At 47.0% G+C, this 24,675-nt stretch carries 21 protein-coding genes and 1 pseudogene; 6 read left to right on the plus strand and 16 right to left on the minus strand.

The window, feature by feature from the left end; translation table 11 throughout:
* The first annotated feature begins 26 nt into the window (after nt 1-26).
* Nucleotides 27-686, plus strand: a complete 660-nt coding sequence (locus AC0IYG_RS24930) for an ABC transporter permease (protein ID WP_471713783.1) — start codon at nt 27-29, stop codon at nt 684-686.
* A 150-nt stretch (nt 687-836) separates the two neighbouring features.
* The gene (locus tag AC0IYG_RS24935; RefSeq protein ID WP_471713784.1) at nt 837-2,387 is read left to right on the plus strand and encodes an FtsX-like permease family protein; all 1,551 of its coding nucleotides are present in this window, start codon (nt 837-839) and stop codon (nt 2,385-2,387) included.
* Nucleotides 2,388-2,433: 46 nt separating this feature from the next.
* Here the strand turns inward: AC0IYG_RS24935 and AC0IYG_RS24940 are convergent, their stop codons facing one another.
* The 10 genes and pseudogenes from AC0IYG_RS24940 to AC0IYG_RS24985 form a co-directional block, all read right to left on the minus strand.
* Nucleotides 2,434-3,150, minus strand: a complete 717-nt coding sequence (locus AC0IYG_RS24940; protein ID WP_471713785.1) for a DUF4198 domain-containing protein — start codon at nt 3,148-3,150, stop codon at nt 2,434-2,436.
* 52 nt (nt 3,151-3,202) lie between these two features.
* The gene (locus tag AC0IYG_RS24945) at nt 3,203-4,429 is read right to left on the minus strand and encodes a PepSY-associated TM helix domain-containing protein (protein ID WP_471713786.1); all 1,227 of its coding nucleotides are present in this window, start codon (nt 4,427-4,429) and stop codon (nt 3,203-3,205) included.
* Nucleotides 4,430-4,476: 47 nt separating this feature from the next.
* Entirely contained in the window at nt 4,477-5,724 is a 1,248-nt protein-coding gene (locus tag AC0IYG_RS24950; RefSeq protein ID WP_471713787.1) for a DUF4374 domain-containing protein, read from the minus strand.
* A 34-nt stretch (nt 5,725-5,758) separates the two neighbouring features.
* A complete protein-coding gene (locus tag AC0IYG_RS24955; RefSeq protein WP_471713788.1) occupies nt 5,759-7,414 on the minus strand; it encodes a TonB-dependent receptor domain-containing protein in 1,656 nt (551 codons plus the stop codon).
* Nucleotides 7,365-8,128: pseudogene (locus tag AC0IYG_RS24960) on the minus strand (TonB-dependent receptor plug domain-containing protein). Before AC0IYG_RS24960 ends, AC0IYG_RS24955 begins: the two are co-directional and overlap by 50 nt.
* A 429-nt stretch (nt 8,129-8,557) precedes the next feature.
* On the minus strand, nt 8,558-10,204 hold the full coding sequence (locus tag AC0IYG_RS24965) for an arylsulfatase (RefSeq protein ID WP_471713789.1): 1,647 nt from the start codon (nt 10,202-10,204) through the stop codon (nt 8,558-8,560).
* Nucleotides 10,205-10,300: 96 nt separating this feature from the next.
* Nucleotides 10,301-11,023: a thioredoxin domain-containing protein gene (locus AC0IYG_RS24970; RefSeq protein WP_471713790.1), complete on the minus strand. Its 723-nt coding sequence runs from the start codon at nt 11,021-11,023 to the stop codon at nt 10,301-10,303.
* A gap of 311 nt (nt 11,024-11,334) precedes the next feature.
* Nucleotides 11,335-11,604 (minus strand): sulfatase/phosphatase domain-containing protein, encoded by a 270-nt coding sequence (locus AC0IYG_RS24975; protein WP_471713791.1) that lies wholly within the window; start codon nt 11,602-11,604, stop codon nt 11,335-11,337.
* Nucleotides 11,543-12,769 carry a sulfatase family protein gene (locus AC0IYG_RS24980; protein ID WP_471713792.1) on the minus strand — a complete coding sequence of 409 codons (1,227 nt, stop codon included), beginning with the start codon at nt 12,767-12,769 and terminating at the stop codon, nt 11,543-11,545. The genes AC0IYG_RS24975 and AC0IYG_RS24980 overlap by 62 nt, the downstream gene beginning before the upstream one ends.
* 36 nt (nt 12,770-12,805) lie before the next feature.
* Nucleotides 12,806-14,224, minus strand: a complete 1,419-nt coding sequence (locus AC0IYG_RS24985) for a sulfatase family protein (RefSeq protein WP_471713793.1) — start codon at nt 14,222-14,224, stop codon at nt 12,806-12,808.
* 302 nt (nt 14,225-14,526) lie between these two features.
* On the opposite strand from AC0IYG_RS24985, the gene AC0IYG_RS24990 reads away from it, so the two are divergent.
* The gene (locus AC0IYG_RS24990) at nt 14,527-15,123 is read left to right on the plus strand and encodes a 2OG-Fe(II) oxygenase (protein ID WP_471713794.1); all 597 of its coding nucleotides are present in this window, start codon (nt 14,527-14,529) and stop codon (nt 15,121-15,123) included.
* A gap of 9 nt (nt 15,124-15,132) precedes the next feature.
* Here the strand turns inward: AC0IYG_RS24990 and AC0IYG_RS24995 are convergent, their stop codons facing one another.
* From AC0IYG_RS24995 to AC0IYG_RS25005, 3 genes are all read right to left on the minus strand, one after another.
* A complete protein-coding gene (locus AC0IYG_RS24995; RefSeq protein WP_471713796.1) occupies nt 15,133-15,309 on the minus strand; it encodes a hypothetical protein in 177 nt (58 codons plus the stop codon).
* 31 nt (nt 15,310-15,340) lie between these two features.
* Nucleotides 15,341-16,042, minus strand: a complete 702-nt coding sequence (locus AC0IYG_RS25000; RefSeq protein ID WP_471713797.1) for an acyltransferase family protein — start codon at nt 16,040-16,042, stop codon at nt 15,341-15,343.
* Nucleotides 16,043-16,409: 367 nt separating this feature from the next.
* Nucleotides 16,410-17,690 (minus strand): PAS domain-containing sensor histidine kinase, encoded by a 1,281-nt coding sequence (locus AC0IYG_RS25005; protein WP_471713798.1) that lies wholly within the window; start codon nt 17,688-17,690, stop codon nt 16,410-16,412.
* A gap of 216 nt (nt 17,691-17,906) precedes the next feature.
* On the opposite strand from AC0IYG_RS25005, the gene AC0IYG_RS25010 reads away from it, so the two are divergent.
* The gene (locus tag AC0IYG_RS25010) at nt 17,907-20,840 is read left to right on the plus strand and encodes a CheR family methyltransferase (protein WP_471713800.1); all 2,934 of its coding nucleotides are present in this window, start codon (nt 17,907-17,909) and stop codon (nt 20,838-20,840) included.
* 10 nt (nt 20,841-20,850) lie between these two features.
* On the opposite strand, the gene AC0IYG_RS25015 is transcribed toward AC0IYG_RS25010, so the two are convergent.
* On the minus strand, nt 20,851-21,642 hold the full coding sequence (locus AC0IYG_RS25015; protein WP_471713801.1) for a glycerophosphodiester phosphodiesterase: 792 nt from the start codon (nt 21,640-21,642) through the stop codon (nt 20,851-20,853).
* 86 nt (nt 21,643-21,728) lie between these two features.
* Nucleotides 21,729-22,790, minus strand: a complete 1,062-nt coding sequence (locus AC0IYG_RS25020; RefSeq protein WP_471713803.1) for an SDR family NAD(P)-dependent oxidoreductase — start codon at nt 22,788-22,790, stop codon at nt 21,729-21,731.
* A 146-nt stretch (nt 22,791-22,936) separates the two neighbouring features.
* Here AC0IYG_RS25020 and AC0IYG_RS25025 point away from each other — a divergent pair, with 146 nt between their 5' ends.
* Nucleotides 22,937-23,248, plus strand: a complete 312-nt coding sequence (locus AC0IYG_RS25025; RefSeq protein WP_471713805.1) for a winged helix-turn-helix transcriptional regulator — start codon at nt 22,937-22,939, stop codon at nt 23,246-23,248.
* Between the two features lie 189 nt (nt 23,249-23,437).
* The gene (locus AC0IYG_RS25030; RefSeq protein WP_471713806.1) at nt 23,438-23,758 is read left to right on the plus strand and encodes a hypothetical protein; all 321 of its coding nucleotides are present in this window, start codon (nt 23,438-23,440) and stop codon (nt 23,756-23,758) included.
* A gap of 16 nt (nt 23,759-23,774) precedes the next feature.
* Here the strand turns inward: AC0IYG_RS25030 and AC0IYG_RS25035 are convergent, their stop codons facing one another.
* Complete coding sequence (locus AC0IYG_RS25035; RefSeq protein WP_471713807.1) at nt 23,775-24,674, minus strand: type VI secretion system baseplate subunit TssG; 900 nt, start codon at nt 24,672-24,674, stop codon at nt 23,775-23,777.
* Nucleotide 24,675 lies beyond the last annotated feature (1 nt).

Here is a 24,675-nt window from a genome sequence, read left to right on the forward strand (position 1 = left end):
CTGTAAACACCTGACCTTCTTACCGCATGATCCAAAATTATTTCAAAATCGCCTTTCGAAACCTGCGCGCTGGCGGCTGGTATTCTGCGTTGAACATTGGCGGCCTGGCGGTGGTGCTGGCTGTCAGCCTCCTGCTTTTTTGGTGGGTGCAGGACGAGCTGAGTTTTGATCGCTTTCATGCCGATGCAAAACGCGTTTTCCTGGTCAATGCACATTTCGGCAAAGGTGCAGACGAAAGCACTTACACTTCTACGCCCGGGCCGCTTGCGGTTGCCGCGCAGCGAGAAATCCCGGAAGTCGAAAGCGCCGTGCGGGTGGGTTACTATCCGGCCGCAACATTTCGGGTAAATAATAAAACGTTCGCTGAGAAGGGCAACCTTACGTATACAGATGCCAGTTTTATAAAAGTTTTTGATGGTTTCCGGGTGCTTTACGGCGACAGGAATGCGCTGTTTCCTTTCCCAAATGCTGTGGTGCTCACAGATAAGCTGGCGCATAAGTTTTTCGGGACCGCCGACGCCGTTGGCAAATCCTTCACCCAGGTGGAAAGCAACATCAATTTTACTGTAAGTGCTGTGCTGGAAGATGCGCCGGACAACTCTTCGCTGAAATATGAAATGTATGTGCATGCAGCCATTTTGGAAAACAATGGAGCCGGACAAAGGCGGTCGCAGCCGGCTGGATGAGAATTGGGATGATTACGGCTACGAAACTTATGTGAAGCTGGCGGAAAACGCGAGCCCGGCCGTCGTAGAAAAAAGCTGACCGGGATTCAGGCGAAATTGCTGAAAGACGCTAAAAACCCCTCCGACTTTCGTTTACAACCGCTTACAGAGATGCATCTTTATCCCGTGGAAGGAAATGAGTCGGCTAGCAAGCAAGTTGGGATGATGGCAGCCGTGGCGGTGCTTATGCTCAGCATTGGCTGCATTAATTATGTAAATCTGACCACAGCGCGAGCCACGAGGCGATCCAAAGAAGTCGGCGTCCGGAAAGTAGTGGGCGCCGATTCCATGCAGCTGGCGATGCAGCTGCTGGTTGAATCACTGCTTACGCTAACGCTCTCTTTAATGTTGTCTATCGGGCTTTTGCAAGCATTCCTGCCGCTTTACGCAAACCTGACGGGTAAGTCCGGACATTTCTCACTGGCAGATCCGCGAGCATGGCAGATCCTTTTGGGTGCATTGGGCTTCTGCTTCATTATGGCAGGCATTTATCCGGCTTTTATGGTTTCCCGATTCAATCCGATCAATGCGTTAAAAGGGCGTTCCGGCGCTGCCAGTGGCGCAATGTTACGGAAATCACTTGTGGTGGCGCAGTTCGTTCTGGCAACCATACTCATTGTAGGGACTTTTGTGATTGGCAGCCAGATGCGCTTTATCCGCGAACGCAATCCGGGCTTTGACCGCAAGCACACATTCACATTCAATGCACGGAGTTTTACGCCACAGATCAAACAGGCGCTCAGCGGTGAGTCAAGTGTCACAGGTGTGAGCACGTCGACGGATACGCCGGTGAATGTCCTGACCGGAACGGCTTCAACGGATTGGGATGGAAAAGAAAAGGACCGCACGCTGATCATGGCGCAACTGGGTGTGGATCAGAATTTCATTCCCAATTTCAAAATCAACTTGATCAGCGGACATAATTTTACGGGTGAAACGAGTGATTCAACTTCCGTTATCTTAAATGAGACTGCCGTTGCTGAGACCGGAATCAAGGATCCGATCGGGAAGCGTTTTAAACTGGAAGGCACCGAGTCGACGATCATTGGCGTTGTGAAAGATTTCAACATTACCACGATCCGGGAGCCGATCATGCCGCTGGTTATTTACAGCCGCGCCAAGCAGAATTACATGGTGCATGTACATACAACGGAAGCGCTTGCGCCCACTGCTCTGGCCAAGGCGCAGCAGCTTTGGAAGCAACATTTACCCGCATATCCATTTGAATATGCCTTTTTGGATGCGAATTACAATGAACTTTACCGCAGCGAGCAACTAACCGGCCACCTTTTCAACTTTTTTGCAGCAATCGCGATTGTGATCTGCTGCCTGGGATTGCTGGGATTAACCTCATTCACAACGGAGCAGCGCACCAAAGAAATCGGGATCCGCAAAGTGCTGGGGGCGACCATTCTAAACATTACGACGCTGCTTACGAGGGATTTTATAAAATTGGTAATCATTGCCATTCTGATCGCTTCGCCCGTTGCCTGGTTTTTGATGGATCGCTGGCTGCAAGATTTTGCTTACAAAGTGGAGCTTCAATGGTGGACGCTTCCCATGGCCGGCATGCTTGCAACATTGCTGGCGCTGGTCACGATTTGTTTTCAAAGCATTAAGGCCGCAATGGCAAATCCAGTCAAGTCCATCAAAGCTGAGTAACTATGCAGCCTGAGTGGATTGACCGGATTTCAAAATGTTTCAATGATTAGTCGGTAACACCAACCAGCAAGGTTGCGCACCGCCAGATGGATTTGTATGGCTTTCCAAAATGATCGCCTTCCGTCTTTTCTGTCGTAGAAGCTTCAAGCTTGTAAGTTCCCGGCCAGATGGGCGTAAATTCAGCGACACCGCTTGCATTGGAGCTTACATTACGGTTCCAGCCACTTGGGGATGAAACACTTACGGGCAGTTTTTCGGTTGGCTTTCCTTTTAGCAATGTGGTCATTTGCAATGGCTTGTTGGTTTTGAATGACTTCCCTGCGTCGGCAAAAACGCTGATCTCATTTGCATTCTGGGAAGCATCATTGCCTGTCAGCGACTTTCCAACTTTAACAATGGCGCCTGCATTGAACTGATAAATGGTTGAACCACCCAGATCTTTCGCTGCTTTGCTGATCGAAAGCGTGTAAACGCCGTCTTTCTCTGGCGTGAATTCCGCCGTAAAATGATCTTCACCGGCTGTTACGGGAAGCTTCACTTTTTGTTTGTCGGGTGTCGTGAGCCAAAGCTCAAACTCCTTGACGTCGGAATACCAATCGGCCAGCTTTTCGGGCTTATCGTCCGGCTCGGAATAAACAATTTTTACGGCCTGCTTTTGTCCGGCTTTGCCCGTTGTGCTGGTTTCGATCCAAAGCGCGTGGGCAAATGCGTTGGTTGCACCGCAAATGGCGATGACAGCAATTAATATCAGTTTTTTAAGCATGAGCTAAATTTTTGAAATGAATGAATGTTGTTAAAGCTTGACAGTTTTTGGCTTAAATGTTTTTTTTTGCAGCATATGCGGTTGAAGCAATTGCGCTTTCATCCACTTTAAGCCCCTTGGATTTGGCCTTTTTACCTTTTTTCGACCCAAAACCCTTCCTATTCCACCAAACGATAAAGCCCGTTACAGGAAGTGAAGCACCGATTAGCGAAGCCAGAAACGCGAGCACTTTTCCAGGAAATCCAAGAATGCTGCCTACGTGAATGTCATAATTCATGCGCCGCAGTTTCCCCCCAAAACCGGCCTGCTCGAATGGCGTTCCGTAAAGGGCATTTGCTTTCAGCTCTTTGACCGTATGCTGATCAAATGAGTGGCTTAATGAATTGTAAAACTGTCCTGTGCTTGGGTAAACCGTCACAAAAATGGGCGACGTGGCTTTGGCTGTATCAGGGAAAGTGTAATAAAAACCTTTGGAACTCGGGTATCTCTCGGCAACCGTCAGCCACGCTTTGTCAATCGCCTGCTCTGGTGTGAAGAACTTGTGCGCATTCAGGGAATCGGATTTAATCCGGTCGCGCTTGTCGAGCTGCTCGCCGCCGGAGGTTACCCAGTACAAGCCGTCGCTATACCATTCGATTCCGTAAACCATGCCCGTGAGTGCGATGGCGAGCAGGAAAAGCAGCGAATAAAATCCCATTACATTGTGCAGATCGAGGTTAATCCGTTTCCAGCTGGCACTCCATTTAATGTTAAAGCTTTTTTCACGTGTGCTTTTCGTCCACTTTTTGGGATACCACCAGATAAGCCCGGTAATGAGCAGGATAACAAAAACGAGCGTTCCGTAATTGACGACCGGTCGTCCGATTTCGAATGGGAGCCACAGAAAGCGGTGGCCGTTCAGCACCCAGCGAAAAAAGTCCGCCTCCCCTTTCTTGTGCACCTTTTCACTGATAACTTTTCCCGTATATGGGTCAACGCGCAAGGTCACATTGGGTCCGCGGCGCTCGCCTATGCCCAGATAAATCGCCCTCCCCTGCTGATATGTGGCATACGAAACCTTCAAACCAGGGTGTTTTTCATTGGCTATTTTCATGAGCTGCGAGGGCATCAGCACGGCTTTGTCCTGCTGCTCAATCCTGGTTTCCGGCTCCAACATGCCGGTGATCTCATCATTGAAAACCCAGACGCATCCGGTAATGCAGACGATAAAAACAATGATCCCCGAAATCAGGCCGAGCCAGAGATGCAGCCAGTTGTTGATTTTTTTGAAAGTAGACATGATATGCCCTGGTTTGAAGTTGATAATGTTAAGGGTCTGGAATGGGCCTATTCGTAGTTAAGCACGTTGATCGCAGTGATTACGCCTCCTTCTACTTTCAGACCGCGCGTTCCTTTTGCTGCCACGGCGTCCAGTTCGTACACATAGCTTGCGCCATCTGTTTGGGTAATGCCGATGTAACCTGCTTTTCCGTCTTTTGGTGAGTAATTCGTGGTGGTAACATTCGCAATCGAAGCTGCGTCAGGCATTCCTTCGATCCATTTGAACGTTTGCGTATACACGTTCACGGCTGCAAAACGCTTACCAACTGCATATGCACCCTTTTCGGCTGGACTTGTCATGGTCAGGATGAAATTTCCTTTTCCTACATAAAGCTGTGAGCTGATGTTGTAACCGCCTGCTGCCTGCTCTACATTGAACAGATAACTTTTGTCAAATTCAGTTGTTCCTGCTTTGATACGAACGATCGCAGAAGGTTTTGTAGAAGTGATTTTGCCGCTGTTTGTTCCAACCGAAGCGGAATAAGCATAAACGTCGCCTTCTTCATCCACAGCCAGACCATTGTTGAAATAACGGCCGATGAAACTGATGCGGTTGTCTTTAATGACTTTTTCAACTGTCAAACCAGGGTAAGAAAGCACTGCGATCCATGCGCTGTCCGGATAGCTTGTTCCGAATGCGTCCGGTGCAACGCCTTTGATGCTCATATAAGGCGCGTAAACCTTGTCGCCAACCTGCGTTGCCCAGGTAAAATGTGCCCGCTCGCCGTTTCCAGCCAGCTTTACAATGTTCACCTGTGCTTCACCAACAATTTTCGATTGCGTTGCCTCAATGCGGTAAAACGATGCGCTTTCATTTCCCGAACGCGGCACTTTAATAGTTAGCAAATCATCATTAACGGGTGCGAAAACCTGCACGGTTTCGGCTTGGAAATCAGAAACTTTGTTCAATCCGCCGGTGGCGTCCAGGTTGTAAGTGGTCACAGCACCCGGATTTCCCTGGCCGTAAAGTAAGCTGAAAAAGCGGTTTTTGTGCGTTACGTAATAACGGTAAGTCCCGTCCTGCTCCTTGCCGTTTCCAACTGTGGAAACCGTGCCGGAAGTCAAACTTTCAGCTGTTAGCAAATAATCTGCAATTCCTGTTGAACCCACTGGCAAGGCTGAAATCACATATTTGGTTTTCGCGGTTTCACCACCTTCTCCCGGGCCTGGCGTTACATTACTGTCACTGCTGCATGCAGTTAAAAATATGCCGAGACTTAGACCCAGCGCAAGGTTTTTGATTGAGCTTTTCATTTTTGGATTGGTAAAAATATATGTAGACTAAAATTTATTTACTGATGTAATAGCGCAGCTTGGCGTAAATGCCGCGGCTTGGTTTCTGTAAGCTGAAATTGTCGTAAAGGCGTGCGTCGAGCAGATTTTTGCATTCGACGGAAACATTGTATTTCCCATTGGCCATGGCATACACCACATTCACATCATGGCTGAGCTGGCGCGGAATATCAAGCTTGTCGCTGCCCAAACTTGGCCAGTATAAATAGTAAGCATGCACAAAAAGCAGGTTGTAGCCCAATGTCAGCGTGTTGCCTTTGGCGCCTAAATCCTTGAAGAATACGGAAGCATCTGCATTGCCGAAAAGGAAGGGCATATTAGGGATCCTGTCGCGGTAAAGCGGGCTCTCGGTGGTGTAGCCGTCCTCAAAACGCGTGTTATTGCGCAGATCCTGATAAGTAAGGTTCACGCCAGCCGTGAAAAGCTGTTTGAATGAGTAACGCACTTCGCCATCCATCCCGAAATTGGTGACGTCGGCGAGGTTATCCATCACCTGCTTGGTCTGGTTTGCATTCAATTTCGGCCTGATAAATCCTTGTGCATTTCTATACAAAACATTGGCGTCCAGGCTCATGCGGTGGATCTTACTGAATTGCGTCTGATAGCTGAAACCCAGATTGTAGTTGTCGCTGCTTTCGGGATCGAGGTTAATGTTCCCTTCCAGGTTCAGCAGGTCGCCATACAATTCATCCGTTTCCGGGAGGCGATAGCTTTTCTCATACGAGCCTTTTAACTGTAAATTTTTCAGCAAAAAATATGTGGAAGCAATGCCGTAGCCGAATTTGTCAAAACGGTTTTTCTGCACTTTATAAGCCACATCGCCGTAGTTGCCGGTGGGGTTGAAAGTGACGGAATACTTGTTAAACTGGGAGAATTGTTTGACAAAAAGCGACGTGTTCCAGCGCTCGCTGTAATCGAATTTGTAACCGAGGCCAAGTACATTTTTGGTGTTGAAGCGCGGCTGCTCGTAGCGGTCGGCATCAGGGTAAAGTTCGTCGCGGCCTTTCCTGTTAAAAGTGTTATAAACGTTGTTGATTGTAATGGAATGGCGCTCGTCGAGCTGGTAAGTTACATTTGCGGTGACGAGGCCGTTGTTGTTGCGGAATTTGTAAAGTGAGCGTTCGCGTTCGCTTCCCAGGCCTTCATATTGTTTGAATTGCTGAAACCAGTTGTAACGGCGGTAAACCGTGTCCACATTCTGTTCCTGGCCCAGATTATAATTAGCGGAAAGGCTGACATTCAAACCTTTAACAAACAAATCCTTTTTCTGATATTTCAAGCTTGGCATCACAATGTTGCCTTTGCGGTGCCACTGTCCAAACACACTAACCATTCGTGCACCCGTCTGGATTTCAGCACGGTTTTGGCCTAATGTGATGCCAATCAACAACTTGTCTGCGAATTTCTTGCCAACAACGCCAACATTTGCGATCAATGTTTCATTGTGATAATTGTCATGAAAACGGCGGAGGCGCTGATCCCGGAAATATTCTCCGGTGTTCACATCGGCCACATCAACATTGATCCAATAATTATTATCGGAGTAATTCTGGAATGCATTAAGCTGGAATGTGAATCCCGATTTACCCGTAAAACCTGCATTAATGCCCGTGCGATGCGTGTTGAAAGAACCATAGGAATACGAAAGCATCCAGATAACTGTTCTGCCGCGAGCCGGTGACAATGTTCACAGCGCCGCCCAATGCATCCGAACCGAGCCAGATCGGCACGACGCCCTTGTAGACTTCCACCCTTTCGGCAAGGTTGATCGGAATGTTATTAAGCTGGAACGAAGACCCGAAATTGTCCATAGGAACGCCATCCAGGAAAACTTTACCTGACGACCCGTGAAGCCATTCAGCGAGAAATTCATATTGGAACCCACGCCTCCGCTCTCACGGACACGCACACCCGACACGCGGTCCAGCGCATGAGAAAGATCCAGTGTAGAATTTTGGAGTTTTTTGGCATCAATGGCTGTCACATTGTAAGCCTGGCGATTCACTTCCCTTGCTTCCGAGCGACCGATCACGGAAACCGATTCAAGTTCCTGCGTAATGGCTTTCAGGCGAAAGTTGGCCTGTGCATTTTCGCCTGCTTTCAGAGAAATTTGCTTGGTTTCGGGCTCAAAACCCAGGAATGAAATAACGAGGGTAACGGGCCCCGCAGGAAGGTTATCAAGTGCATAATGTGCTTTTGAATCTGCAAAAACACCTTTTGAAGCACCCGAAATGGTGATCGCCGCTCCGGGAAGCAGCTCGCCGTTGTCTGACCGGACGGTTCCCTTCAGACTGGCCGTTTGCGCAAAAGATGCGCATGCACAGGCACATAATATGCCTGTAATCAAGATTTTTATAACTTGCATTACTTTTAATTTTTGACGACTTTAAAAGTGAACATGCTTTGCATGTTGTGGCCGTACGGTTGGCGCCGTGCGGCCTTTTATTTTGTAGTAATTGCTATATCATAGTTGGGATTTTGAGGTTAACAAAGGATCACGGTTGCGCGCCTTACTTTTATTTAAATCAAGGAGTTATAACCTGATATCACTATTTAGACTAATTATAATTTGTGCAAATGTAGAAGCCTAATCGTGAAAATCAAATTATAATCGCACATTTCTAAAACTTAGCCGCCCCAGGTCGCGCGGCGCTCAATTTAGAGAATAGAGATAGATAGCATTATATTTCTTTAAGTTTGAAATATTCCGCTGTCACAAAAATAGAGGCCTTAACCGTTCAGAAAGCATCTGATAACGGCTAAGGCCTCCATAATGACAAATCGGCTGAGCAGCTTATCTCAGATTTGCAGCCTGCCGGTTTGGCCTTCCCACAGGCGTTCCGATTTGTACGGCGGGCTTAATCTTTTCGTAATCTACTACGCCCGTTTTTTCAGCCCAACGGAAATAATCTGCGGAAAGCTCATTCACCAGATCAGTGCGACTTGCTGCCAGATCAGTTGTTTCGCCACGGTCTTTTTCCAGATCATAAAGCTCCCATTTGTAACCCGGATAAGTCGAAACGAGCTTCCAATTGCCTTTCCTGACCGCGCGGTTTCCGGCTCTTTCCCAGAAAATCGGCTCTCCGCGCTCAACCTGCTCAACTTTGCCGGTTAACACTGGTAGAAGACTTTTCCCTGGAAGACGGTTTGTTGCAACGCCTTGACTTGTAGTAGGATAAGTTGCTTTGGCAATGTCATAGAATGTCGGCGCGAGGTCGATCAAATGGCCTGTTCCTTTCACTATGCCGCCCGCTTTGATCTGTTTTGGAAACCAAGCAATGAACGGCGCACTGATTCCGCCTTCATGCATATTGTTTTTGTAATTCGAATGCGGTGTGTTGGAAACATACGCCCACGGCTGATCCTGATACACATACGATCCTGCCGTTCCTGCCGGGCCCGAGTTGCGCTGCGGCTTGCGCGGGGACGAGCCTGCATATCCGCCTTGCGCGCCATTGTCAGAAATGAAAATTATCAATGTATTCTCATCTTTTTTCAATGTTTTCAGGTGCTCACGCAACTTGCCAATGTTCTGATCCACGCGGTCGACCATAGCGGCGTAAATCTCCATTTTCTTTTCCCAAAGTTGTTTCTCATCAAACGGAACATCATCCCAGGGCGTCACATCGCTATCCCTTTTCGCAATGGCTTGTTTTGGATCGGTTACGCCAAGGGATTTCTGCTTGATGATCCGTTCCTGGCGCAGCGAGTCCCAGCCAATGCTGTAACGGCCTTTGTATTTGGCAATGTCTGCTTCGTGTGCCTGTAAAGGCCAGTGCGGCGCGTTGAAGGCGAGATAGAGAAAGAATGGCTTGGGCGTTTTGCTCTGCTCATCCAAGAATGAAATGGCGTGGTCGGTGATTTCGTCTGTCAGATATTTGTCAGCAGGCAGGTTAATGCGTTTATTGTTTTCGACCAGCTCAACCGGTGGCGCCTGGCCGTATTTACCAATGTCAAAATAATTGCTTGCGCCATTGATAAATCCATAAAAACGATCAAATCCGCGCTGGTTAGGCCAGGCCAGACTATCATTGCCAACGTGCCATTTCCCACTCATCAATGTGCTGTAACCCGCATTGCGCAGCACTTCTCCAAACGTGAGCGATTCCTTGTTGAGATAACCCTGATAAGCAGGCAAGCCGAGATTAACATTGAAATAACCGACGCCCGCCTTATGCGGATACTGACCCGTGATCAGCGATGCGCGCGTGGGTGCACAAATGGAGTTGTTGTAAAACTCGCGGAGCCGAATTCCTTCCGCTGCGAGCTGGTCCAGATTGGGTGTGCGGATCTCGGAACCATAAGCGCCAATGTCAGAATAACCGAGGTCGTCCACCATGATCAATATGATATTGGGGCGCTGCTCGGTTGCCGGTTTTTTTTGAGCAAATGCTTCGGATAACCCGAGGAAAGCCAATGTAACGAATGTAGAGAATTTCATTTTGTGAAGCGGAATGCAAGGTTATAAGGGCTCACAGCACTATATGAGCCCTTTCTAACACTGTTAAATAATATTAATTAGCTAGATTAGAATCTTTTAGAGCGTCTGCCCTTTCAATGCTTTTTCGATTTCAGCTTTCGAAGCGCCGCCTTTCTTCTCCCATACAATCTCGTTATTTCTGTAAAGGATCAATGTTGGCAAGCCTACAACGCCCAGTTCTTTCACCAGACTTTTGTTGTCATAAGCCTCGATCTTAATCACCTTAACATTAGACGCCTGCTCGGTTTTAATGGAGTCAATTGTGGGATCCAGGCGCTTGCAACCCGGGCAGTAACGCGACCCGAAATCAACCAAGACCAGCTTGTCGCTTTTCAGAGAAGCCTGATAATCGTCAAGTGAAAGTCCTTTTCCGGTTGTAGAAATGACCGGCTTACCCAGCCCGATCCATTTGCTCAAACCGCCTGGAATCTCAGTGACATCTTTGAAGCCCGCCGTGCGAAGATCAGCAGCGAGCACCCCGCTCCGACCGTTTCCGATTGAGTAAATGAAGACAGGCTTGTTCTTGTCAAGCTTTGCACTTTGCTTTTCAAAATCAGCTTTATCGGCAATGTTAAAACTTACAGCGCCTTCCAAATGATTCTGCACATATTCTTCAGGTAAACGCGCGTCGAGGATTTGCGCATCCTTTCCAGCCGCTTTCAGCTTGGCTTCAAAGGCATCGAAAGACAGCAGCTCGCGCTTTTTGGCTTGTTGGGCAAAAGCGCTGGCAGTTAAAGCCAATGCAAAAAGCATCATTCCGAACAGTCGTAATTTTTTCATTTTCATTCTGGTTGTTATGGATTTTTAGATTCTGCAAATGGTAGGAAGGCAGTTGTTTGCGACGTGGAAGCGCCACAAAATCTGGAAATGCATAACAAATGAAAATCAACCACCTTATCGTGAAGTCATAGTAATGCACAGTTGTAAAACGTGTGCAGCGAGTAAGTTTCCGGCCGGTGGTTAGCTGATTGGAACATTACTCTATTAAACCGATAGACAAATTAAAGTAATAGTTTTTGAATTGACAAAGAAATGGGCTGAGATTTTCATTTTCCTTTTGATTAAAGGCCTCATTTATCATTAAGGAAAAATCACGGAGCTACGGCCTGGGGTTCGATGGGGAGCGGAAGATAATCGCGGTTAAGGATCATCCATTCCTGCAAAAGGGTTTTGAGCTGCTGCTCGATTTCCTTCACTTCCCGCTTTCCGGCGAGGTTGTTGGTTTCATCCGGATCCTTTTCTTCGTCGTAAACTTCAAACATCGGCCGACGTGCGGCGAAAAGCAGCTTATCGTATTTTTCATCGAGCTTGCCTTGTGCGTGGAGTTGCTGGCAGATCGAGCCAGAATGGTTGTGCGGCAAAATCTACCGGATGATATGGGATCTGCCACATAGCATTGTAAATCAGCTTGTATTTTTTATTGAAAACGGTCCGGCCAAGGTCAAAATCTGCTGAGTTATAAGGCAAATTCTGGCCATGCGCGCCACGAACGGCGTAAATGTATTCGTGTCCGCTGTATGCCGCATCCTGGAATGAAGGCACTAAGCTTTTACCCGTAATGTCTTTCGGAATGTTCACTCCGGCCGCATTAAGGATTGTCGGCGCAATGTCGATTCCGGAAACCAATGCTTCGCTAACCTGTCCGGGCTTGATCAATCCCGGATGGCGCATGATCAGCGGCACATTTAAGCCCAGATTATAAAGCGTTCCCTTGCCACGGAGCAATGCGCCGCCATTGTCTCCAATGAAAATAACCAATGTGTTTTCAGCTAATCCACGCTTTTCGAGATCAGCCAAAACCAGTCCAACATCGCCATCCAGTCGCTGGATTTCACCTAAATAAGATGCAAAATCTTCACGCAGCTTTTTGGTGTCGGGCCATTGCTTTGGGAGGGAGATTTTTTCAGGATCGGGTTCAAAGGATTTGGCATTAAAAATACGGTGCGGATCGCTGTAACCAACCTGTACGAAAAACGGTTTTCCCTTGGGCGCCTGGTCCAGAAACTCGGTGTATTGCTGGTAAATGCTATCACGGTTGCCGGTGGCTTTGAGATAATCCACGCGGTTTTTGAATGTTTCAAGGCCATATTTTTCCAAAACGGCCACAGTTTCGGGTACTCGGCGGTTGCCATCCAGGTGAAAGTTACGGCCTAAAATCCCGGTATAATATCCGCTTTTCCGAAGCAGTTCTGGATAGGCAGTCACCGACTTGTCCAGCGGCGCAGAAAACCGCGTCATCTGAATATCTAGCGTGTTGCGGCCGGTCATAATCGCTGCGCGTGAGAGCACGCATTGCGGTGCGGTTGTGTATGCACGTCTGTAAAGAATGCCTTCTTTTGCGAGCTTGTCAATGTTGGGTGTCTTGATTTCCGGGTAACCATAACTTCCCAAAAACGGCGCACTGTGGTCGTCAGAGACGATCAGGACAATGTTGGGTGGTTGTTGTTTTTTCTTTTGTGCCTGCGTAGCGACAGGATAAGCGGTCAGCAGCGACAAGGCGATCGCGGTCTTGGTAAAGATGCTCATGTTGTTGGGAAACGTTTAGAGATGACAGGTTGCGGGTTATTTCACCTGTGGTTTTTTAGCATATATTTTGTCAATAGCAGCGCCTTCGTCGCCCTGCTGCTTCATCCAGGCATCCAGCTCGCTCCTGAAACGGGCAATCGTAGCCTTATGCGCGGGATCATTGGCCAGGTTGTTGAACTCGAAAGGATCTTTTTGAGTGTCGTAAAATTCGATGGGCGGCCTGTTCGTGAAGCGATCGGTGAGTTTTTTGGCATTCGGATCCGTTTCTGATTTTTGAATCCATGAAAACCAGATCGTGTTGCGGTCCTGCCGCTCCCGGTTCATCATGAAACGGTTGTAATAAGGCACTTCGGGAGATAGATTCACGATCAGTTTGTAGCGGTCATCACGAATGCTGCGGATCGGATAAGGATCTCCTTCGGGAATGTTGTTGTGAATGCCAAAAGCGTATTTTCTGGCTGTTTTGCTTTGACCAGATAACACGGGTAAAAAGCTTTTTCCATCCAGTCCGGCAATGGATTTTCCGCCTGCGATTGCAATCAATGTCGGCGTAATGTCCTCATATTGAACAATAGCGCTGGTTTCCGTAGCCGGTTTCACCTTTCCGGGCCATTTCACGATCATCGAGCTTTTTTGACCCGAATCCCACAAATTCCATTTTGCCCCAGGAAACTGCGCGCCTTGTTCCCCCAAGAAAATCACTATTGTATTGTCTTCCTGACCTGTCTCGCGCAGCAGATTACTGATTTCACCCACCTGATCATCCAGCCGCCTCACTTCCGCCAGATATTTGACATATTGCCTTCTCGTGATCGGCGTATCGACTAGGTCGGCCGGCAGTTTCAGTTTGTTTTGGTCAAATTCTGTTGTGTCGCCCACGGTCCAGGGCATATGCGGGTTAATGCTCATGACGAACAGGCAATAAGGCTGTTTACTGGCTGTAATGTATTTTTTCACATCATCGAGCTGGTAATCGTCGGTCGGGGCAACGCAATTGGGTTCAAAACCTGCGATAATGTCAAAAGGAAAGACACTTTTCGGCTTGGTAACATGATCTTTTCCAGTCAAACCAACGCGGTAACCCAGATCAGCCAGATAATGCCCGACGCTTTTCAGATTGTCGTAAACGGGCTTATGATTTTGAAATGAACCGTGACGGACCGGATAAAGCCCGGTGAACAAGGAAGCACGCGTGGGCACGCACATGGCTTCGGACGCATATATATTGTCGAATTTGAGTCCCTGCTCGGCAAGCTTGTCAATGTGGGTGGTTTTGAGATTCTGCCCGCCATAGCAACTCAGCTGCTTGCTGTCCAGGTCGTCGGCCATAATGATGACCACATTGGGCTTACTGGCCTGCGCCTGTCCGGAAATTGCATGAAAGATTGTGGAAGCGAAAATCACTGCCGCGAGCACTTTTCGGGCATGCTGGTAAAATGCTTTTTCTAAAATCATCCTTTGTAAATAAGAGACAAAACTGAAATGGCATTCCGGCAAATGGGTGGCTCAATGCGGAATAATCTAGTAATATGATAGACAAAGTAAATTTAAAGCATTCACAATTGCAAAATCAGACAACATTATTGGTCAAAAATCACAAATCAGGCTTATTCAGCGTTGGATTTAACTTTTAACAAAGCAGCATTATACAGCACTATGACTATTGGCATGAAAAATAAATACCATTATTAGTTCAAAAAGCGCAAAAATTTAGCGAAATAGCTTGGGTTAAAACTTTCAATATCGATTTTTAAGCTATGCCCAGACTATTTCCTTTCATGCAGCTTTCCGAATTTTTAGACGAAGCATTAAATGCTGAAATCCTAGATTATGCAGTAGCAAACCAAAGTTCGTTCAAGCCTTCGACTGTTTATGACCAGGGAAGCAGCCTCGTCACGAAAGTAAGAATTTCACTGACATTCAAAGATTTAGGGCCTTACCGCGTCGTCCTCGAAGACAAACTGATGGCCTTGCTTCCTGAAATGCTCGAAACACTTAAAATACCAAGCTTTAAAGTATCGGGCATTGAACTGCAACTGGCGGCTCACGGGGATGGGGCATTTTTCAGAACACATATTGATACGGCGGTCCACGAAAAAACCGAGACGCCCAGATTGATCAGCGCAGTTTATTATCTGCATAGCAAACCTAAAAAATTCAGTGGCGGAAGTCTGATTATCCATCCGATGCCGTTTGGCACTGAGGCCGACGAACCGAAGGAAATCCTGCCCGAAAACAATTCACTGGTTGTATTTCCGTCCTTTTCACCCCACGAAGTGCTGCCGATCGTCGCTCCGGATGTTCCGTTTAAGGACTGGCGATTTGCAGTCAATTGCTGGATCCATAAAGCATAGCGGCTTATTTCAAATATTTCCGGTGGTGTTGCTGGTGACTTCGACGAGGTCGAGCTGCTTGGGCTGCGCATCAGCCATGAATCTTGCACGGAGATTGAGAAAATACTTCTCGAATGTATGAAAGCTGATAACGCTGATGATGACGACAATGATAATGAACAGGATAATGTAGGCTTTTGAAAACATATATCGGTTTCTCAACGGGCTGTAAACACCTTTATATAAAATCCAGTGATAAATGTAAATGCCGTAGGAATAAGTGCCGAAAAATCGCAGCGCTCCCCGAAGATAGAATACGGTTGGTGTAAGCCCCGATTCTCTTTGTGTCATAAACAAAAGCAATCACGCTGGCGAATAAAATGGCAAATAAAGTGAACCCTATCCGGATAAAATACGGGTTTCGAAAACCCAGGTCCGAGGAGTTGAACAGGATCACAAACAGGGCAATCAATGTCGTGAGAAATACGGGTAAAACGACTCTTTCGAGCAATTGACTGTTTTTTCGGATCACAATGGCCAGCATTGAACCAATGCCCAGCGCATCGACCCTGGATAAGGTGAATACATAACTGAAATCGCTCTCTGCATTGCTATTTCGCGTGATTAAGCCAATGGCAATGAGCAGTAAGCAGACCATCAGCAGCTTCGAAGTGTTAAGATAAAACACGACAAATGGCCAAAACATGTAAAACTGTTCTTCAATGGCCAGCGACCAGAAATGGTTAAGCAAATCGGTAACGCCCCAGTGATTGAATGAAAATAGAAGGTTCTGTGTGAAGGTCAGATAATAAATGCTGGTTTCTAAATGCCGCGGGTCCCAAACCGGATCGAAATTGATAATGCCCGGAATCGTCAGGACGGCGAAAACGATCAGCAGCGTTAAATAATACAATGGAAAGATCCGCAATGTCCGTTTCAAAAAGAATGATTTCAGGTAATTATCATTGCCTTTTGTGTCAACCAGAATCTTCCTGTGATCAAGAAGCCAGACAGAACGAAGAACAGGTCCACTCCTACCCAGCCGATCTGCGTAATGAAGCTCAGCGGGTAAAGGTTTATTTTTTCAAAACAATGAAAAACAAAGCACTAGTAAAATCGCGATTCCCCGAATTCCGTCCAAAGAACCGATATGCCCCCTTTTGTAAACAATGCTCATCCTGATTGATTTCTTGCTGATAAAACATTACTGCTCAGGATGTAATGTTAGGCGTTGAAACAGGAGATTGATTCCGTAAAATCAGCGAAACGGGCAATATGCAATTGAGACGGACGAAAAGTGATCCGGCTTAAATGGGGAGGTAAACGCGGAATGTTGAACCGGCGCCAATCTGGCTTTGCGCCCTGATAACACCATGGTGATTAGCAACCACTTTTTCACAAATCGCCAGTCCGATTCCGGTGCCATCGAATTCACTTTTGCCATGAAGGCGGTGAAAGATCTTGAAGATGCGCTTTTCGTTGGCCTGGTCGAAACCAATGCCGTTGTCAGCAATTTCTATGCAGTTATAATTTGCAGACATTGCATTGCCTTCCAAATGATCGCTGATCGCGGCGGCCTTAACAATGTTCCAGCTGATCTGGATTTGCGGTGTAACGCCGGAGCGCATGAACTTAATAGCATTACTCAGCAGATTTTGAAATAACTGCGCAAGCTGCGTGGCGTCACCTTTGATTGCGGGCAAAGACGATACATTAATAACTGCACCCGAAAGCTGAATCGTTGCTTCCAGATCAGACAAAACATTGGACATTACTTTATTTAACTCAATGCGGCTAAATTCCTGTTCTGCTGAGGAAACATGCGAGAGATTTAACAAATCTCCAATTAGCAGCGACATTCTATTCGCTGCGACTTGCATCCTATGAATGTAATCTGCACTTTCAGGATCCTGGGGAATCCTGCCTTTGAGCCGTTCACCAAAAACCTGAATTTTACGCAATGGCTCTTGCAGGTCATGAGAAGCCACGTAAGCAAATTGCGCCAGATTTTCGTTGGATTTGGTAAGTAAGCGGTTTGCGCTCGCAAGCTCTTCATTGGCTGCGGTAAATTCTTCATTCACCACTGCCAATTCATAATTCAGCTTTTCAAGCTCAGGAAGTCTGTTACTGTTGTGGTCCTTTAAGGTTAGCAGCAGCTCGTCGTTCTTTTCGTTCTGCTGCCGGGTGTTGACAAGACTGGAAATATCCTGGACGATGCCCGAAAAGTGGCTGGGCTTCCCGTCATGCGCAGCATAAAATTTACCCTTCCAGTTCAGCCAATAGTCACGTCCGTTACGACCCGCTTTGGTTTTGATCTCTATATTAAAACTTCCGCCCGGACCGGCCGCAAAGGCCTTGTTAATCGTTTCGTCGGCATATTGCCTGTAATCTGCGTGGACCAGGTTTAATACATTTTGGTAATCACTAATGCTGTTGCCAGCGTATCCAAAATGAGATTTGAACCGGTCACTCATCCAAAACTTTTTATCCAAAAGGCTAATCTCCCAGCATCCAAGATCCGCCAGTTCAAGTGCGGCACTTAACCTGGAATTTTCCTGAAAGCAGTCCGTGCTAAAAATGCTGGTCAAAATGCAGGAGTTTATGTTTAAAAATCAAAAGGAGCAGATTAAATGACATTTTAACAAAATCGTACCAATCGCCCATTCTGGTCTGCTATGCGCTGAATAATGAGCCGCTTGCAAGTTGATCCGGGTTGCAGATTGTTTATTTATCGCAACCTGTTACATTTAACTAATGCGTGGTGGATCCGTTGAAGGCGACGATTACCAGCTCAAACTGTTCATATGTCTGAATCGAATAACACTCATTACGAAAATTTAGAACCCGGCCGGCTTCCTATTCCCGTTGTGGCAATCGGCGCATCGGCTGGCGGCATTCAGGCAGTGACTGAGCTTTTTAGTTACATACCGGCTGATACCGGGCTGGCATTCGTTTACATTCAGCACCTCTCCCCTACATACGACAGCCAGCTGGACCGGATTATTGATGCCGCAACGGACATGCAAGTGTTTGAAGCAGAGCAATTGATGACCATCGAACCCAACACGGTTTACATCATTCCGCCGGACCGCGAATTGGAAATTGTCGATGGGGTTTTGACCCTGATGCCAAGAAAGCCAAAACCCAGTCTGCATCTGCCTGTCGATCAGTTTTTCATTTCTCTGGCCAAGCGGCAAAAGGACGGCGCAATTGGCATTGTACTTTCCGGAATGGCTAACGACGGAACTTTGGGCCTGAAAGCGATTAAGGTTGCCGGCGGGGTTACTTTTGCCCAGGACCAGAGCGCATTGCACCAGGGAATGCCCCAATCTGCGATCAGTGAAGGCGTTGTGGATAAGGTTCTTCCTTTGAAAGAAATCGCAGCCGAGCTCATCCGGCTGAGCAAGCATGCCGATATTTTTCAACTTACCAATGAAACCAGTCAAATCAAGGAAGACAGGGCGTCTCAAAAAGATTTGGATCAGATCCTTTCTTTGGTAAAATCGGCTGTTGGAGTCGATTTCAGTCATTACAAAAAAACAACTATTTCAAGAAGGATCATTCGCAGGATGCTGCTTTACAAGCTCGAAACGCTGTCCGAATATCTGGCTTATATCAGGGAAAATCCTTCTGAAGCGGATGTGCTTTATGCGGACTTGCTGATCAATGTCACCAATTTTTTCAGGGACGACCAAACCATGGAATATCTGAAAAAACAGGTTATTCCGGACATCATTAAAAAGAAGCAACCGGGCCAGCCGCTGCGGGTTTGGGTGGCGGCCTGCTCAACCGGACAGGAGGCCTATTCGCTGGCCATCATTATACTTGAAATTCTGGGCGAGCGGATCAGCGACATTCCCGTGCAGATCCTGGCGACGGATCTCAGTGAAACGGCCGTGACAAAAGCCAGAATCGGCATATTCAATAAAAGTGAGGTGAAGGACATTTCAGACCAGCGGTTGCAGCGCTTTTTTACCAGAACAGATGAAAAGTACAGGATCAATAAGCTCGTCCGGGACCTTTGCGTGTTTGCTCCGCACAACTTGTTCGGTGACCCGCCATTTTCACGACTTGATCTCGTGAGCTGCCGTAATCTTTTGATTTACCTGGATGATATGCTGCAAAAAAAGGTGCTGGCGACCTTTCATTATGCTTTGAATCAAGACGGCGTGCTGCTGCTCGGCAAGTCGGAGTCTGTCGGAAGCTCACCGTCGCATTTTGCGCAGGCAGACAAGGAATTCAAAGTATTTGTGAGGAAAAGCAACACGCCGGCAAGGATCCCATTAGAGATGAACATTAGAAAAAACACCTTCGGCACCGGGCACAAAACCGTCGTGGTCGAAAGTACGGAAATATTGCCTGGCGCTGATCTTGACAAGCTGATAGACAACTGGTTGCTCTCTAACCATGTGCCGGCGAGTGTGGTGATAGATCAGGATCTGGAAATTCTGCAGTTTCGCGGCTCGACCAGCATGTTTTTGGAGCCGGCAGCAGGAAAAGCGAGCTTAAACCTGGCCCGCATGGCACGTCCATCACTCATCTTTGACCTGCGGAGCCTAATTCATAAAGCACGAAAAACTGCATTACCAGCCAAAAAAACGGGCATGCAAATCTCAATTGGTGAGAAAAAGCATTTTGTGGATGTGCAGGTTGTCCCACTGGCGAGCACGCCGAATCAGCAGTTGTTCCTGATCCTGTTTCAGGAAGTAGCGCAGCCGTCGGCTTCAACCGGCAAGGGCAATGTTGAGGCGGGCAAGCAAAACCAGCTGCTCGAAAATGAGTTGGCCGCACTCCGCCAGGAAATGCATTCGATTATTGAAGAGCAGGAAGCTGGAAATGAGGAACTGCAGTCGGCAAATGAGGAGATTGTGAGCAGTAACGAAGAATTGCAAAGCATTAATGAGGAATTGGAAACAAGTAAGGAAGAAATCGAATCGACCAATGAAGAGCTGCTGACGATAAATCAGGAATTACAGACCCGGAATGATCAGCTGTCCGAATCTTATGCTTACTCGGAATCCATTCTTTCCACCATTAATGAGGCAACGCTTGCGCTGGACAGCAACCTGCGGATCAGGAGCGCTAACCATGCTTTTTACAAAATATTCCACGCTGATCCGCAGCAAACGGAAGGCACATTAATCTATGAGTTGGGCAACAGAGAGCTCGATTTCAGGGGTTTCCATGAGCTGATGAAGAATGTCGTTTCACAAAACGCTGTTATCAGGGGCTTTGAAGTAAGGATCAGACCAGCCGGGACGGATGAGCGCGTGATGCTAATCCATGCAAGACAGGCGCAGCAGCATCAGAAGCAGATCATTTTACTCGTTTTTGAAGACGTTACTGAATACAGAAAATCGCAGGCGTTGTTGCAAGAGCGACAGCGGTGGTTTGAAGATCTGGTCGATAATGCAACGGCTTTGATATGGGTTACAGGCATTGACGGCAAAATCAATTTCCTGAATAAAGCCTGGCTCGATTTTACCGGCCAGTCATTCAGCAGGGAAAAGGCGTTTTCAATGTTGGAAAACATCCATCCCGATGACCGGCAGGCATATCATCAGTCGATTTATGAAGGCATGACGCGTAAAGGATTGTTCAGTAACGAATACAGGCTTCGCCGGCGCGATGGCGAATATCGCTGGGTGCTCGAAAACACAAAGCCCATGTTTTCAGCGATTGGCGAATTTACGGGTTACATCGGCACTTGCACCGACATTCACGCGCAAAAGGTTTGATGCGGAATGCTTATTTGAAAAATTGCTCAAATTCAGCATCGATCTGAAAGCTCGTTACGCCCGCCGCCTTCATGGCTGTTGCCTGTTTTTCAGCGGCTTCCAGCACATTTCCCGATTTAAATGACCACGCATTAATTGCTCCGATCGTTTGAATGTCGTGTTCGCGGGCCCAGGCAACATCCTCTTTCGAGATTTTATCAGAAAACAGATAGTAATCGGCAGATTGGTAGCCGGGCTTTTTCATGTATGCTTCAATCTGCTGGCGGGTGCAGCTCAATTTGATCTTGCCAATAAAAAAGGGCGTCGATTCGTCGGTGCCAATCATCAGCGCATTCGAATATAGATTGTACTGTTTGAGCAGGTCGATCAGTTTGCCAAATAAAACAGGATCATTCCCTTTTATCTTGTTATCGATCATGACAGCGAGCTTCCCTTCACAGAACTGGAGAATGTCTTCGAATTTCTGGACCGTGTAACCTTTGTTGCCTTTAAGCACACTGATTTCCTTCCAGGTAAGTGACGAAACCGCCGAATCCAGACCGAAGCTGCGTTTGAAAGTAGGATCGTGATGGGTCACGAATATGCTGTCTTTGGTAAGCCGTAAATCCGATTCGATCATTTGATAACCGTGCTCAAAAGCCTTTTTCTGGGCCTCCAAGCTGTTCTCCGCGGCGGTGCTGTTAACAACTCCGCCGCGGTGGGCTATCAAAAAGTATTTCGGGTTTTTGCTTTGCGCCATGCATTGCCCTATGGTTGCGGCGAAAGCAAGCGCCAGCAATATCCAAATTCGACTTCCGCCCATAACCTGTGTTTTTTTAGCTTTAAATGCATTGTGACAAATGTGAAGCTAAAAAAATTTCTAACCACTTCATGGGCATTAACAATTTCTTAAACCTCGATCTCAAAATGGACACCGGTCCATTCTTCCGTCAATTGCCACAATTGTTTGCCCAAAGTTGCATCCAACGAGTAAGGCTTCACTCCGGTTGCAAAACCTTCTCCTGTGGCCAATTCTGCAATGTCTGCATCTTCGCAATACACGCCTCCGATATGATCCAGCAACGGACTTGTCGCACACCAAATTGTAGTCGCAGCGCCCTGCGGAATGGTTTTTAGTGAATCGATCACTTCGGGCACCACCTTGCCTTTATCATCATAAAAACCAAACTGCTGTAAAATTTCCAATGGTGCCTCCCGGGTCAGCTCCGTTCCCCAAATGTTACCCGGGTGCACAGCATAAGCTCTGACGCCGGAGGTTTTAGCGCGGTTGTCCAGTTCGAGTGTAAACAGGTTGAGAGCCGTTTTGGACTGTCCGTAAGCTTGCAATGTCTGGTAGTCGCTGTTGTTGAAATTCGGATCGTCAAAATTGAATGGTGCAAACTGGTGTCCCTGGGAAGAAACGTTGATTACCCTGGCGCCATCCGCATTTTTCAATGCGTTCCAGAGCCTTGCCGTGAGCTGAAACGGTGCGAAATAATTGGTTGCCAATTGAGATTCCACACCCCGACTGTTTCTGCGGAGCGGCACAAACATGATTCCTGCATTATTGATCAGTAAATGCAATGGCCTGCCGGATGCCAGAAAATGGTCTGCAAAAGCATCAATGGAATCGGGATTCATCAGGTCCAGTTCTTCGATTTCTACATGGACGATGCCTTGTAAATTCTCCTTTGCTTTTTCAATGCTTCTTGCGGGCACAATTACGGTTGCTCCTGCCGCCGCAAGTGTTTTGGTGGTTTCCAACCCGATTCCCGTGTATCCACCCGTAACGATCGCAACCTTTCCGGTGAGATCTATCCCTTTAATGGCGTCGGCAGATGTTGTTGTGGCGCCAAACCCCGAACCAATCGGTTTCTGCCCTGCTCCGTTATTATTATTTTGTTCCATAACCTTTTCGAGATCCTTTGATGGGCCTGTAAATGATGCTGTTTTATGATTTGACGTGTTCACTTTCAATTCGTTTTATTTCTGAATTGCAAAGCTAGGGCGACTAAGTTTAGATTCGTAACTTTGTATCTAAAAGTAACAGTAACCTCGAAGTAACAAAGTAACATATGGAGTGCGTACCGCGTCCGAGCGACAAACACAAAAAAGAAATGATAGCTGTCCAAGATTCTATGGACGTGCTGAATGGAAAATGGAAGATTGCAATCCTGTCATCTATCTGCTATTACAACAAGCGGAGATTTTCAGATGTGCTCAATGATGTAGCAGGCATTTCGAATAAAATGCTGAGTAAGGAGCTGAAAGAACTGGAAATAAATCAGCTGGTCAAACGGACGGTTTTGGACACGCAACCCATCACAGTACAATACGAACTCACCGATCATGGCCTGACTCTGAAAACAATCATCAGTAATCTGACAGACTGGGGAATGGAGCACCGGAAAAAGATTATTAGGGATTAAGCGATCAATTTCCAATGTTGTGCATTATGCTCCTTTTTTGCTGAAATCTGCATTTTTTATTCCAAAAAGTTGATTCAATATCTTTATAAATGTTGAAGGCATAACTTTTTAGTAAGTTTATCAAAGTGCGCCTTGCCTCCTGATAACTAGCTAGTTAACCTTAAATAGTTTTATAAAAATATCGAATAAATGTCAAGCGAGATTAATTTTAGAGGGGAAATCATTCAATTACTTCGTACTCACCAGGACGAAGTAATTTGCTATGATATGGAGGCGATAGAACGGCGAAAGCGGCTCGCCTACCGTCAGTTCAGGTCCATTGAATTGCTGGACGAAGATGCTGGATTCGTGATGAAAGCGTTAATGCTGCGAAAGCATCACTTGCAAATGCAGCGCTATAAAGTCCGGCTGCGGAAAAAGCGCGAGGAACTTCTCGAAAAACAGGCCAGGGAATTGAGAGAGGTCAAATCAAAGTGGGCAAGGGCCAAATTACATGGAAAAGTCACGTAACCTGTGGTTATGGTTCTTATTGGGTCAAAATCGCATAACCGAGCCTGCTGGAAACGGTTTCATCTGTTAAATAAGAAATTGAAGCATCCGGATTCAATGTGAGTTGCACGTTGTAATCGCATTCAACCGGGACAAACCAGCCCGCAAGCCAATTAATGAATGGAATAAAATTACGATCCGCCATGTAACGATCCAGGTCGTTAGCGGTTTCCAGTTGCACTGCTATCACCAGTTCTGACTGATGTGTTTCCAACTCCCCGCCCAGCATTGTGTCTATTCCGAGCCGGGCATTTGTAAGCCTTGCATTGGTTTCAAGCTGAAATTTACTGCCCTGCGCTGGCTTAATGCTTATTTGCAAGCCAGTTACCGAAGATAGGACGTCCGCCATCACATTCACATCGCCCCGATTTTCAGAAATGGAAGGCAAAACAGGCAGCAAACGCACCAATGTTGTCTTGGGCACAAAATCGGGAACCTGCCAGAATGCTTTCAGCTCTTCAAGTAACAGGGAATCAGGATCGAGCTCAAATGCCTTCTGTTCGAGTTGCGTCAGACTTACACGGTTCAAAAAGAGCTCTTGTTCGAGCGGCAAAAAGAACAATCTGGACTTTTGTTCCTTTTCCCGCTGAAAGCGGATTTCATCAATCTTTTTTTTCAACGACGTGATCGAAGTTGCGGAAGGAAGATGGAAAAGCTGCTCGGGCAGGTGATCGTATATGCTACTTCGGTTTGATTCAATGACTCGTCCTCTGAAATTCCCGATTTCCTGCTCTTTTATGGCCTCCACATCGCCGTGGCTCCGGCGCTTGAACGCTCCCAGCGAACGAAACAAAATGCTCTCCGACGCTGCTCCATTTTCCAGCCAAGCGCTTGCTACGAATTCTGCCCTGAGGTCGGTTTTGCTTTCTTCTGACATT

This window comes from Dyadobacter sp. AC419 (genome assembly GCF_979253085.1).

Excerpts from the sequence above, each read along its gene's own strand:
- AC0IYG_RS24930 (WP_471713783.1), top strand. The coding sequence starts at position 27 with ATGATCCAAAATTATTTCAAAATCGCCTTTCGAAACCTGCGCGCTGGC.
- AC0IYG_RS24935 (WP_471713784.1), top strand. The coding sequence starts at position 837 with ATGCATCTTTATCCCGTGGAAGGAAATGAGTCGGCTAGCAAGCAAGTT.
- AC0IYG_RS24940 (WP_471713785.1), bottom strand. The coding sequence starts at position 3,150 with ATGCTTAAAAAACTGATATTAATTGCTGTCATCGCCATTTGCGGTGCA.
- AC0IYG_RS24945 (WP_471713786.1), bottom strand. The coding sequence starts at position 4,429 with ATGTCTACTTTCAAAAAAATCAACAACTGGCTGCATCTCTGGCTCGGC.
- AC0IYG_RS24950 (WP_471713787.1), bottom strand. The coding sequence starts at position 5,724 with ATGAAAAGCTCAATCAAAAACCTTGCGCTGGGTCTAAGTCTCGGCATA.
- AC0IYG_RS24955 (WP_471713788.1), bottom strand. The coding sequence starts at position 7,414 with ATGCTTTCGTATTCCTATGGTTCTTTCAACACGCATCGCACGGGCATT.
- AC0IYG_RS24965 (WP_471713789.1), bottom strand. The coding sequence starts at position 10,204 with ATGAAATTCTCTACATTCGTTACATTGGCTTTCCTCGGGTTATCCGAA.
- AC0IYG_RS24970 (WP_471713790.1), bottom strand. The coding sequence starts at position 11,023 with ATGAAAAAATTACGACTGTTCGGAATGATGCTTTTTGCATTGGCTTTA.
- AC0IYG_RS24980 (WP_471713792.1), bottom strand. The coding sequence starts at position 12,769 with ATGAGCATCTTTACCAAGACCGCGATCGCCTTGTCGCTGCTGACCGCT.
- AC0IYG_RS24985 (WP_471713793.1), bottom strand. The coding sequence starts at position 14,224 with ATGATTTTAGAAAAAGCATTTTACCAGCATGCCCGAAAAGTGCTCGCG.
- AC0IYG_RS24990 (WP_471713794.1), top strand. The coding sequence starts at position 14,527 with ATGCCCAGACTATTTCCTTTCATGCAGCTTTCCGAATTTTTAGACGAA.
- AC0IYG_RS24995 (WP_471713796.1), bottom strand. The coding sequence starts at position 15,309 with ATGTTTTCAAAAGCCTACATTATCCTGTTCATTATCATTGTCGTCATC.
- AC0IYG_RS25010 (WP_471713800.1), top strand. The coding sequence starts at position 17,907 with ATGTCTGAATCGAATAACACTCATTACGAAAATTTAGAACCCGGCCGG.
- AC0IYG_RS25015 (WP_471713801.1), bottom strand. The coding sequence starts at position 21,642 with ATGGGCGGAAGTCGAATTTGGATATTGCTGGCGCTTGCTTTCGCCGCA.
- AC0IYG_RS25025 (WP_471713805.1), top strand. The coding sequence starts at position 22,937 with ATGATAGCTGTCCAAGATTCTATGGACGTGCTGAATGGAAAATGGAAG.
- AC0IYG_RS25030 (WP_471713806.1), top strand. The coding sequence starts at position 23,438 with ATGTCAAGCGAGATTAATTTTAGAGGGGAAATCATTCAATTACTTCGT.
- AC0IYG_RS25035 (WP_471713807.1), bottom strand. The coding sequence starts at position 24,674 with ATGTCAGAAGAAAGCAAAACCGACCTCAGGGCAGAATTCGTAGCAAGC.